10 protein-coding genes and 1 pseudogene are annotated in these 10,703 nt (G+C 69.5%); 1 reads left to right on the forward strand and 10 read right to left on the reverse strand.

Annotation, left to right across the window (positions count from 1 at the left end; all coding sequences use genetic code 11):
* The 8 genes and pseudogenes from AX676_RS16825 to AX676_RS16860 form a co-directional block, all read right to left on the reverse strand.
* Window positions 1-497 (reverse strand): annotated as a pseudogene (locus AX676_RS16825) (hypothetical protein); the annotation flags it as partial.
* A gap of 48 nt (window positions 498-545) precedes the next feature.
* The gene (locus tag AX676_RS16830) at window positions 546-974 is read right to left on the reverse strand and encodes a hypothetical protein (protein ID WP_066479116.1); all 429 of its coding nucleotides are present in this window, start codon (window positions 972-974) and stop codon (window positions 546-548) included.
* Entirely contained in the window at window positions 967-2,298 is a 1,332-nt protein-coding gene (locus tag AX676_RS16835) for a FliI/YscN family ATPase (RefSeq protein ID WP_066479109.1), read from the reverse strand. Before AX676_RS16835 ends, AX676_RS16830 begins: the two co-directional genes overlap by 8 nt.
* Window positions 2,292-3,050: a FliH/SctL family protein gene (locus AX676_RS16840; RefSeq protein ID WP_066479108.1), complete on the reverse strand. Its 759-nt coding sequence runs from the start codon at window positions 3,048-3,050 to the stop codon at window positions 2,292-2,294. Before AX676_RS16840 ends, AX676_RS16835 begins: the two co-directional genes overlap by 7 nt.
* Window positions 3,043-4,050 (reverse strand): flagellar motor switch protein FliG, encoded by a 1,008-nt coding sequence (fliG, locus tag AX676_RS16845; protein ID WP_066479107.1) that lies wholly within the window; start codon window positions 4,048-4,050, stop codon window positions 3,043-3,045. Before fliG ends, AX676_RS16840 begins: the two co-directional genes overlap by 8 nt.
* A gap of 5 nt (window positions 4,051-4,055) precedes the next feature.
* Window positions 4,056-5,822: a flagellar basal-body MS-ring/collar protein FliF gene (fliF, locus tag AX676_RS16850; protein ID WP_066479106.1), complete on the reverse strand. Its 1,767-nt coding sequence runs from the start codon at window positions 5,820-5,822 to the stop codon at window positions 4,056-4,058.
* 4 nt (window positions 5,823-5,826) lie between these two features.
* Window positions 5,827-6,195 carry a flagellar hook-basal body complex protein FliE gene (gene fliE / locus AX676_RS16855; protein WP_066479104.1) on the reverse strand — a complete coding sequence of 123 codons (369 nt, stop codon included), beginning with the start codon at window positions 6,193-6,195 and terminating at the stop codon, window positions 5,827-5,829.
* Window positions 6,192-7,445 (reverse strand): sigma-54 interaction domain-containing protein, encoded by a 1,254-nt coding sequence (locus tag AX676_RS16860; protein WP_066544489.1) that lies wholly within the window; start codon window positions 7,443-7,445, stop codon window positions 6,192-6,194. The genes fliE and AX676_RS16860 overlap by 4 nt, the downstream gene beginning before the upstream one ends.
* Before the next feature lie 251 nt (window positions 7,446-7,696).
* Here AX676_RS16860 and AX676_RS16865 point away from each other — a divergent pair, with 251 nt between their 5' ends.
* Window positions 7,697-8,527, forward strand: coding sequence for a flagellin N-terminal helical domain-containing protein (locus AX676_RS16865; protein WP_066479094.1), 831 nt, complete (start codon window positions 7,697-7,699; stop codon window positions 8,525-8,527).
* Window positions 8,528-8,875: 348 nt separating this feature from the next.
* Here AX676_RS16865 and fliA read toward each other — a convergent pair whose 3' ends face one another.
* Together fliA and AX676_RS16875 are read right to left on the reverse strand one after the other, a co-directional pair.
* A complete protein-coding gene (gene fliA / locus AX676_RS16870) occupies window positions 8,876-9,622 on the reverse strand; it encodes a FliA/WhiG family RNA polymerase sigma factor (protein ID WP_066479091.1) in 747 nt (248 codons plus the stop codon).
* A partial coding sequence (locus AX676_RS16875) for an FHIPEP family type III secretion protein (RefSeq protein ID WP_197417809.1) occupies window positions 9,619-10,703 on the reverse strand: 1,085 nt, incomplete at its 5' end. The genes AX676_RS16875 and fliA, both read right to left, overlap by 4 nt.

The raw sequence follows: 10,703 nt of genomic DNA on the forward strand, positions 1-10,703 counted from the left end.
GATCCCGGCGCGTCGAGTTGGCTCGGCAGGGGGAGGGAGGGTGCGGCGCTGTCGGGTAAGGCCAAGACGCTCGATGCGCCGGCCTCTGGCAGCGCGGGCGTGGCGGGGGACAGCGGCGTCAATGCCGTCGTCGTCAGCCGCGCGACCGGGGCGGACACCGCGGGCGCGATCGTCGGGGCAGTCGGGGCTGGCGTGATGACGGGCGTCGCCATGACCGGCAACGGCACCGGTGCAGCCAGTGGCGCCGGCGCGTCCAGCTGGAGCAGGTCGGCCAGCATCGTGTCGAGCATGTCGTCGGCCAGGTCGTCGGCCGGCAAATCATTGCCGGGGGCGGCACTTTCTTGCCGGGTCGTCGCGGCCGCGGCGTCGGCGGGCGGCTGCGCGAGCAGCGCCAGCGCATCGACGAAACGATCGGACGAATCGCCGCCGATCGCCGGTGGCCGCGCAGGATTTGCGGCACCGGTGGGTGGCAGCGTGATCGTCAATGGGTCGATCATGGGCGGTCCTTGTGCAGGCTCGTGACGAGTCCTTGTACCGGACAGCAATTACCGTGCCGTTTTCATCCGGGGCGTGGCCGGCAATTTTTCGAGCGCGCGACGTTCGCGGATCCCCTCCGCGATACGTGCCTGTTCGATCAGCTTTTCGATCGCGCTCTGGTCGCGCTTGGCCTCAAGCGTCGCCGAACGGGCCAACTGGAGCGCGTGCTCCGCACCCGCCAGGCGATGGTCGGCGGCTTCATGCGCGACGTGCAGCCGCGCGCGCAACGTCGCCGCCGCCTGCAGCCCGATCGCCGGGGCAGGCGCGGGGGCGACGGTGGGGGCGACATCGGCGGCGAGCCCGGCAATGCGCTGGCGCAGCATCGATTCCTGCGCGACGCGTTCCGCCGCGCGCCCTTCGTCCGCGCGGACCAGACCGAGCTGAAGCGTGCGGACGTGCAGCAGCCGCTGGAGCTTGCGCGCGTGGCGTTCAGCCATCGCCGAACACGCCGATCAGTTCGGCGACCGCCTGATCTAGCGGCACCACCGCGTCGGCATCCTGGCGGATATAGTCGAGCACCGCGGGCTGATAGGCGATCGCGGTGTCGATCGTGGGATCGGTACCGGCGCGATAGGCGCCCATCAGCACCAGATCGCGATTCTCCTCATAGGTCGCGAGATGCCGGCGCAGCACGCGCGCGGCATGGACATGTTCGCGCCCGACGATGTCGGTCATCACGCGGCTGACCGACGGGCCGAGGTCGATGGCGGGGTAGACGCCGCGTTCGGCGAGCTGGCGGCTGAGCACGATATGCCCGTCGAGGATCGAGCGGGCCGAATCGACCACGGGGTCGTTGCCGTCGTCGCCGTCGGCCAGCACGGTGTAGATGGCGGTGATCGACCCGCCCGAGGTGACACAGGTGCCCGCGCGTTCGATGAGCCCGGGGAGCATCGCGATCGCCGACGGCGGATAGCCGCGCGCCGATGCCGGCTCGCCCAGCGCCAGCCCGATCTCGCGCCCGGCATGCGCGACGCGGGTCAGGCTGTCCATGATCAGCAGGACGTTCTTGCCCTGATCGCGAAACGCCTCGGCGATGGCGGTGGCGCGCAGCGCGCCGCGGATGCGCAGCACCGGCGAATGATTGGCGGGCACGGCGACCACGACCGATCGCGCCCGCGCCTCGCCCGAAACCTTGGTTTCCAGGAAGTCGGCGACTTCGCGGCTGCGCTCGCCGATCAGGCCGACGACGACGACATCCGCCTGTGCTGCGCGCACAATCATGCCGAGCAGCACCGACTTGCCGACGCCCGAGCCCGCCATGATGCCGACGCGCTGGCCCTGGCCGATGGTGAGCAGCCCGTTGATCGCGCGCACCCCGACATCCATCGGCTGGCGCACGCGGCCGCGGTCGAGCGGACCCTGCAGCTTGCCGGCGAGCGGCCATCGCCGGGCGCCGCGAATCGGGCCCAAGCCGTCGATCGGCTTGCCCGCGCCATCGACCACCCGGCCGAGCAGCGCATCGCCGACTTCGGCTTCACCCGGTGCGCCGACCGCACGGACGGGTGCGTTGGGCAGCAGCGGCGCGGGGCCGCCCAGATTCATCAGCAGCGTATGGCCGCCGCGAAAACCGATGACCTCCGCCTCGACTTGATGGGCGCGATCGGCACCGATCCGGCAGACGGTGCCGACCGGCAGCGACAGGCCGACCGCCTCCATCAGCAACCCGTCATAGGATGCCAGGCGGCCCGACGCGCGCGGGCGCGGCGTAAAGTCGCCCTGCGCCAGCGTTTCCAGATAGTCTTCGGCGAAGCGGTTCAGCATCCGGGCAACGCGGCGCGATCCAGCGCCTCGGTCAACTGCTCGAGCCACAGCGTGGGCCCGTCCTCGACCACCGTCGCGGGCGATTCGATGACGAACGCGCCCCGGCCGATCGCGGCGTCGGCGACTGCGGACAGCCCCGGCGGCAGCGCATCGCGGACCAGCGCGATGTCGGACGGGTGCAGCCGGATGCTGGCGCGCTCGGTTCCTTCCGCAATCAGCTCGACCGCCGACGCGATGCGCTGTTGCAGCAGTTCGGCGGAAATCCCGGTTTCGCCGACGAGGCGCGCGACCAGCGTCAGCACGGTATGGCGCAGCCGCTCGGCCAGGGCATTGCGATCGATATGGCCGCTCATGCGCAGCGCATCGGCAAGGCCGCTGAGCAGCTGCTCGTCGCGTGCGCGCGCGGCCGCCGCATCCGCCATCGCCGCCGCCATGCCGTCGGCAAAGCCCGACGCGCGCGCCTGGGCGATTGGATCGACGAAGGCGGCGGGTGGTGCGTCGGCGTGCACATCCGCCATCGTGTCGAACGGATCCCACCCCTCGGTCGGATTGCGATCGCGGTCGGCGGGGCTGAAATGGCGCGGACCCGGTGTCTCGGGCGTGAAGTGGCGCGGTGCCGCGGTGCGCGGCGCAGCGTCGCGCGGCTTGATCTCGCCCGGCATGAAGCCGGGCGGCGGTGCAAAGGCGGCGCTAAGGATTTCGGGCGACACGCTGGCATGGCGGCTGGCGAAGCCGGGGGCGAAATCAGACATAGTCGTCCTCCCCGCCGCCCATCATGATGACCCCGTCCTTGGCCAGCGCGCGCGCGATCGCGATGATCGCCTTCTGCGCGTCGAGCACTTCGGACAGGCGCATCGGCCCGCGTTCCTCCAGCTCGTCGCGGATGCCGTCGGCCGCGCGCGACGACATGCAGCCCAGGAAGCGCGCGCGGACATTTTCGTCGACGCCCTTGAGCGCGGGGACGAGCAGGCTCGCCTCGACATTGCGGATCAGCGTGCCCAGGTTGCGGTCGTCGAGTTCGAGCAGGTTGTCGAACACGAACATCGCTTCCTCGATCTGGCGGGCGACTTCGCGGTCGATCTTGGCCAGCTTGGGCATGACGCGGACTTCGGTGGTCTTGCGCGCGCTCGACAGGATCTTGGCGGCGTCGCGGGTGCCGCCCAGCTGCAGGCCGGCGGGGCTCTGTGCCCGGCCCGACGCGCGCGACAGCACGCCCTTCAGCGTCTCGATCGCTTCGGGCGTGATCGGCCCCAGTCGCGCGATGCGATGCAGGATCTGGGGCTGCACCGCTTCGGGCAGCGTTTCCAGCACCTGCGCACCGACGGCGGGGTCGAGATTGGCGATCAGCACTGCCGCGATCTGGGGATGCTCCTCCTCGATCAGCCCGGCGATCTCGGCCGGGTCGAGCCAGTCGAGCAGCTCGATCGCGCATTGCGCCGACGGCGGCATGATCCGCGACAGAACGCTTTCGGCCTTTTCCTGGCCCAGCGCGCGGGTCATCATCGTCTCGATCTTGGGGCGGGGGTCGAAGCCGACATCGGTGCGTTCGCGCGCCTTTTCGACGAAATCGTCGAGCACGCCGACCACTTCCTCCTCCGACACGTCGGCAACGGCGAACATCGCCTTGCCGAGCTGGCGGACCTCGTCGGGCTCCAGCTTCTGCAGGATGGCGGCGGCTTCCTCCTCGCCGACCAGCATCATCAGCACCGCGGCGCGTTCGACGCCGCTATAGATACGCGCGGGCGCATTCATGCCCTCTACTCCGCCTTGATCATGTCGCGTACGGCCAGTGCCGCGCGCGCGGGATTGTCCCGGGTAAAGCCGCGGACCAGCCCGACGCGCTCATCATAGCTGCGCGCATTGTCGAGCATCTCGATGCTGATCGGCGGCGGGCCCTGGCGTTCGGGCTGTGCGCCGGTGCCCGACGCATCGTCGCCCGTCATCGCCAGCGCGGGCCGATCGGTTGGTCCGCCATCGCCGGCCTGGGCCGCGGCGGCGGCTTCCTTCTTGCCGCGCGTCATCGAGCGGACCAGCGGCCGGACGCCCATGAACAGGACGAGCAGGGCGATGATCAGCGCGGTCGCATTGCGCGCCGCCATCGGCACCCACGGCGCTTCGTACCATGCCGCCTCGACCGGGTCGGTCACCTCGGCCGAAAACTTGCGGCTGATGACGGTGACCTGGTCGTTGCGGGTCGGGTCGAAACCGACCGCGGCGCGGACGAGCTGGGTGATCTGCTGGATTTCGGCCGGGCTGCGCGGTTTGCCGCCATCGGGCTCGCGCAGCAGCACCGCCACCGAAAGCCGCTTGATCTGGCCGGGCGCCGTGCGGGTGACCGAGACTTCCTTGCCCAGGTCATAGCTGCGGGCATAGCTCTCGCTCGCCTTGACCGCGGGATTGGCCGGAGCCGCGCCCACCTGGCCCGCGGTGCCGTTGGCCGCGGCGGCGACCGCCGGGTCGACGGGCGGCTGGCCGGGGGCCGGCTGGCCGGCGGCGGGGGGCTGGTTCGGACGATCGAGCGTGCTCGGCGCCGGCGCCGAATTGGACAGCGCGCCGGGAATCCCCTCCGGCACCACGGTCCCGTCTGAGGTCGTCCAGTTGCCCTGTTCGGCGCGCAGCGCGCCCTGGCGGTCATAGACTTCCTTGGTCGCCTGATTCTCGTCGAGGTCGACTTCGGCCTGGATTTCGGCGGAGAAATTGTTGGGGCCGACGAGCGGGGTCAGCAGCTTGGTCAGCTGCGCGCGGAACTTGTCCTCGACGCGGCGCTGGAAATCGATGCGCTTGTCGCTCATCGCCCCGGGGCCGTCGCCCGAGCCGGGCTGGCTCAGCAGCGCGCCCATCTGGTCGACGATCGTCACCGCCTCGGCCTTCATGCCCGGCACCGACGAGGCGACAAGGTTGATGATCGACTTGACCTGTGCGTCGGTCAGCGTGCGGCCCTGGTTGAGGCGCACGATCACCGATGCCGACGGGGCGGCATTGTCGCGGATGAAGACGGAGCTTTCGGGCATGGCGAGGTGCACGCGCGCCTCGACCACGGCGTCGATTTCCTGGATCGAGCGGGCGAGTTCGGTCTCGCGCGCCTGGCGCAGCCGTTCGCCCTCGACGGCGCGGCTGACGCCCATCGGCAGCTGATCGAGAATGGCATAGCCGCCCGGCGCGGCCTTGGGCAGATCCTGCGCGGCGAGCAGCATCCGCGCCTTGTGATAGGAATCCTCCGGCACGGTCAGCGACCCGGCCTGATCGAAGCTGGGCGTGATGCCGCCCGATTTCAGCGCCTCGCTGACCGCGGCCTTGTCGGCATCGGTCAGGCTGGGGAACAGCACGCGCTGCGGCGGGGTGGCGAGCAGCATCCAGGCGAGCGCCGCCGCGCCGACAAGGCCCAGCACCATCAGGACGGGCAGGCTGCGCTTGACCGCAGGCTGGCTGACCAGCGTGTTGAGCTGCTTCAGCGGATTGGCGAAGCGTTCGGCGACCGGCAGCGCGGCGGGCGCGGAAAGGGCGGGTGCGAGTGCGTTTTCCATGGGATCAGACCGGCATGCTCATGATGTCCTTGTACGCGCTCAACAGCTTGTTCCGGACCTGGAGGGTGGCTTCGAACCCGACCGACGCCTGCTGGCGGGCCATCATCACCTTGGCGATGTCGACCGTTTCGCCGCGTTCATAGGCGGCGGAGAGTTCCCCCGCCTGGGCCTGCGCCGCGTTGACGCCCTTGAGCGCGCTCGCCATCGCATCGGTGAAGCTGCTGACGCCCGAAGACGGCGCGCCGACCGGCGCGTTCGCCGGCGCGGGCGCGCTGCTGGCGCGTTGAAGCGCCGTGTTGCGTTCCAGGATCTCGGCGCGCAGCGCCATGATCCGGTCGATGCTCATCGCACCGCCGACACCGCCGATGCTCATGCCGAACGTACCTCTTCATGGGGAAAGGTGTCGATCAGGTCGCCCTGTTCGCGCGCCTTGGCGAGGCGGTAGCGCAGCGTGCGCTCCGAAATGCCCAGGCGGCGCGCGGTCTCGATCCGGCTGCCGCCGCACGCGGCCAGCGTGTCGCGGATTGCCTGAAACTCGGACATCTGGACGATGTTGCTCAGCTTCTCGCCGGTGGCGGTGCGCGGACGCAGCGGGGTGACGTTGTCGGTGCGCAGCGCGACGGGCGCCGGCTTGCGGTCGAACACGATGTCGCGGGCCCCGATCGCGTCGCCGGCGAGCAGCAACGCACGCTGGATGACATTCTCGAGCTCGCGGGCGTTGCCCGGCCAGTCGTGCGCGAGCAGCAGCTGCTGTGCCTCCGCCGAAATCCACGGCAGCTTCGCGCGGTTGCCGGCGTGACGCACCGTCATCGCGGCGGCGAGCGCCAGGATGTCGGCGGGGCGATCGACCAGCGGCAGCGTGTTGAGCGGGAAGACGCTCAGCCGGTAATAAAGGTCGGCGCGGAAGCGGCCGGCCTCGACTTCGGTTTGCAGGTCGCGATTGGCGCAGGCGATGACGCGGACATCGACCGGCTCGGCGGCCGTCGCGCCGATCGGCACCACTTCGCGTTCCTGCAGCACGCGCAGCAGCTTCGCCTGCAGCGACAGCGGCATTTCCGCGATTTCGTCGAGCAGGATCGTGCCGCCATTGGCCGCGCGAAAGAAACCTTCCCCGCCCGATGACGCGCCGGTAAACGAACCCTTTTGGTGACCGAACAGCATCGCTTCGAGCATTGTTTCGGGCAGGGCGGCGCAGTTGATCGCGACGAACGGCCCTTCCGCGCGCGGCGAGCCCAGATGGATCGTGCGCGACAGCACTTCCTTGCCGGTGCCGGTCGGGCCGTTGATCAGGACGGTGATGTCGGCGGCGGCGACGCGTTCGGCGAGCGCGAACATCGCCAGGCTTTCGGGGTCGGCGGCGACGGGCGCGTGCGGGCCGCGCAGCATCGCGATCGCCATGGCCTGACCGATGGTCGCTTCGTCGGCGGTGTAGCTGAGCCGCGCCGGATTGCCGTCGGCAAAGGGGATCGCAAGCACCGGGCCATCGTCGAGGATCAGCGTCCGCGCGGCCGGGACCGGGCGACCTGTGGCGACCGGCGCGATTTCAAAGCCCTGCGTGCGCAGGCTGGACACAAGCGTGAAGCGCCGATCGAGCACCGAATCGCTTGCAATGATGGTCGGCATGGACTTCCCCCGTTCTTCCAGCGTTCTTTGCGGGTTCCGTGGTAAAGACGTGGTAAACGTCCGAAGAAAAATACCGCTGGAACACCCGCGCCCTTGCGCGCGCGCGTAAGGGCCCCGCGAAAACGGGGTCCGCGGAATATTTGCCGGGGCCCCCTAAAGTCCTTTGCGCCCCGGTCGTTATCCCTTGTGGCAGCCCGGCTCCCGCTTTTCGGGGGGAAGGCGGGAACGCCAGGACACAGGAGATCGGACAAATGACCGTTATCGCAACCAACAGCGGCGCGCTTCGCGCCCAGGCCGCTTCCTCGATGGCCAACCGCTCGCTCGGCACGGCCATGGAGCGCCTCTCGACCGGCAAGCGTATCAACTCCGCGAAGGACGACGCCGCCGGCCTCGCCATCGCCACCTCGATGACCTCGCAGATCCGCGGCATGAACCAGGCCGTGCGCAATGCCAATGACGGCATTTCGCTGGCGCAGACCGCGGAAGGCGCGCTGGGCGAAGTCACCAACATGCTGCAGCGTATCCGCGAACTGGCGGTTCAGGCGGCTTCGGGCACCTATCAGGACACCGACCGTGACAACCTGCAGGTCGAAGTCGACGAACTGACCGCGCAGATCGGCCAGATCGTTTCGAACACCGAGTTCAACGGCGTGGTGCTGTTCGACGGTTCGACCGCGACCGTCACCATCCAGAGCGGTGCGAACGGCACCGACACGGTCGACCTGACGCTCGACGACCTGACCGCGCTGACGTCCGGCGCCGGCACCGCCGGTTCGTTCGACGTGTCGGGCACCGACGGTACGGCGGCGAACGCGGCCCTCGCCGATATCGACGCCGACCTGGAGTCGATCTCGACCACCCGCGCGACGCTGGGTGCGGGCCAGAGCCGCCTGCAGTCGGTGGTCAACAACCTGACCAACAACGCGACCAACCTGTCGGATGCGCGCAGCCGCATCGAAGACACGGACTATACGGCGGAAACGACCGCGCTCGCCAAGGCCCAGATCCTGAGCCAGGCGTCGACGGCGATGCTCGCCCAGGCGAACCAGAGCCAGCAGAACGTGCTGTCGCTCCTCCAGTAAGGACGTCGGGCTCGGGCCGCCGCCACCCCCCCTGAAAGGGCGGCGGTTCGGCTCCCGATCCGAACGGGACGCGAGAACCCCGGTGGCGTGTGCCACCGGGGTTTTTGTTTGTCCGGCGAAGGGAGGCGAGCCACTCGCCGGCTGATCAGCTCCAGCCCGCCAACAACCAAGGCGTCGCTCCGGCGCAGGGCGTGCAGCACCCGGTGCCGTTGAATCCGAGACGTCGCCCCGGCAGAGGCCGGGACCTCCGGCAGAAAGGAGCGCTCCATTCGGCCAAAGGCCCGGCCTCCGCCAGGGCGACGCCTTATTGCTTTTGGGGAGCCTCCCCGCGACACGCGGGTGTGGTGCTCAGCCCAGGCGGCGATCGAGTGCGCGCTTCAGGCGATCGTGCGCGGACTTCTTGATCTGGCACACGCGCGCCTGGCCGACGCCCAGCACATGGCCGATCTCCTCGAGGTTCAGTTCCTCGACATAATAAAGCTGGATGACCAGCGCCTCGCGCTCGGGCAGATCCTCGATCGCGGCGACGAGCAGGTCGCGCTGATCCGCTTCGGCCAGCGCCACGAACGGGTCGGGCGCGTCCGACATGAACCACGGCCCCTCGTCCGAATAGACGTCGTCGATCGAATCGAAGCGGACCGGTTCGGCCGTCGCATAATCCTGGCGGAGTTTTTCCACGGTGATCCCCAGTTTGTCGGCGACCTGCGCATCGCTGGGCGCGTGGCCCTGATCGCGGGTCAGGGCGGCGACGGCGTCCTGATAGACGCGCTTGCGCCGCATCGCGCCGCGCGTGATCGTCGCCTGGCGGCGAAGTTCGTCGATCATCGCGCCGCGCAGCCGGGTGGCGAGATATTGTTCAAAGGTGACCTGGCCGCGATCCTCGAACGCGGCGAGCGCCTCGACCAGCGCGACCAGCCCGATCTGGACCAGGTCCTCGACCTCGACCAGCGTGCTCATCGATCCGTGGACGTGCCATGCGATCCGGCGCACCATCGGCAGGTGGCGGCGCATCAGCGCCTGATGGTCGCGTGCCTGGGCAGTGCGACCATAGGTCAGCGGCTGCGCGTCGTCGGGCGGGGTGAAGGGGACGCTCATGCGGGCAGCATTTCGGGCGCCCCGATCACCGCGATCACCTCGACCGCCTTGTCCTCGGGCACTTCAAAGAAGCTCATCACCGGCGTGTCGGGAAGGACGGTGCGGACGAGCTTGCGGATCGCGAGCCGGATCGACGGCTGGACGACCAGCACGAACGGTTTCGATTCGGCGATCAGCGGCGTCGCGGCGCTCTGCACCGCGTCGATGATGCGCCGGCCCAGGTCGGGTTCGACGGTGTGGCGGCGACTGGTGTCGCTGCGCATCGCCTGACCGAGCAGCGCCTCGAGCTGACCCTCCAGCGTCATCACGCGCAGCGGCTCGCGCACGCCGCACAGCTTCTGGATGATCAGCGGGCCGAGCTGCGGGCGGATCATCTCGATGATCTCCTCGGCATCGGCGGTGCGCTGGGCGGCGACCGCGATCGCGCCGGCGATCAGGCGGAACTCCTTGAGCGGGATGTTCTCCGCCAGCAGGCCGCGCAGCACCTGGGTCAGCGTGGTCAGCGGCAGCGGGTTGGGCGACAGCGCCGCGACCAGCTGCGCCGCGCGCTCCTTCAGCCCGTCGAGCAGCGACTGGACCTCGTCGGGGCCGAGCAGGTCGGCCGCGCTCTGCACCAGCACATGATTGAGGTGCGTGGCGATCACGGTGCCCGGATCGACGACCAGATAGCCCATGCCGGTCGCTCCGTCGGCATCGCCGGGCGCGATCCACACCGCGTCGAGGCCGAACGTCGGGTCCTTGGCCGGCTTGCCCTTCAGCTTGCCCGCCGCCTGGCCGGTATCGAGCGCCAGCATGCCGTCGGGCGAAACGCTGTCCTCGCCCAGCGCGACCCCGTTGACCAGGATGCGATAGGTATAGGGCGCAAGGTTGATGTCGTCGCGCACCTTCACCTGCGGGACGACGAAGCCCAGGTCCTTCGACAGCTGGCGGCGCACCCCGGTGATCCGGTTCATCAGCGGCCCGCCGCGGCGCTCGTCGACCAGCGGCACGAGGCCGTAGCCGATGTCGAGCATGATCTGCATGTGATCGGTGACCTCGTCCCAGCCGATACGCGACAGGTCGGCCGGCGGCGGGGCGGGCC

Source organism: Sphingomonas sp. CCH21-G11, from assembly GCF_001555965.1.
Classification (GTDB): Bacteria; Pseudomonadota; Alphaproteobacteria; order Sphingomonadales; family Sphingomonadaceae; genus Sphingomonas.

What these genes read in the sequence shown, in the direction of transcription:
- AX676_RS16860 (WP_066544489.1), bottom strand. Translation starts at nt 7,445, where the DNA reads ATGCCGACCATCATTGCAAGCGATTCGGTGCTCGATCGGCGCTTCACG.
- AX676_RS16840 (WP_066479108.1), bottom strand. Translation starts at nt 3,050, where the DNA reads ATGTCTGATTTCGCCCCCGGCTTCGCCAGCCGCCATGCCAGCGTGTCG.
- fliE (WP_066479104.1), bottom strand. Translation starts at nt 6,195, where the DNA reads ATGAGCATCGGCGGTGTCGGCGGTGCGATGAGCATCGACCGGATCATG.
- fliG (WP_066479107.1), bottom strand. Translation starts at nt 4,050, where the DNA reads ATGAATGCGCCCGCGCGTATCTATAGCGGCGTCGAACGCGCCGCGGTG.
- AX676_RS16835 (WP_066479109.1), bottom strand. Translation starts at nt 2,298, where the DNA reads ATGCTGAACCGCTTCGCCGAAGACTATCTGGAAACGCTGGCGCAGGGC.
- fliA (WP_066479091.1), bottom strand. Translation starts at nt 9,622, where the DNA reads ATGAGCGTCCCCTTCACCCCGCCCGACGACGCGCAGCCGCTGACCTAT.
- fliF (WP_066479106.1), bottom strand. Translation starts at nt 5,822, where the DNA reads ATGGAAAACGCACTCGCACCCGCCCTTTCCGCGCCCGCCGCGCTGCCG.
- AX676_RS16830 (WP_066479116.1), bottom strand. Translation starts at nt 974, where the DNA reads ATGGCTGAACGCCACGCGCGCAAGCTCCAGCGGCTGCTGCACGTCCGC.
- AX676_RS16865 (WP_066479094.1), top strand. Translation starts at nt 7,697, where the DNA reads ATGACCGTTATCGCAACCAACAGCGGCGCGCTTCGCGCCCAGGCCGCT.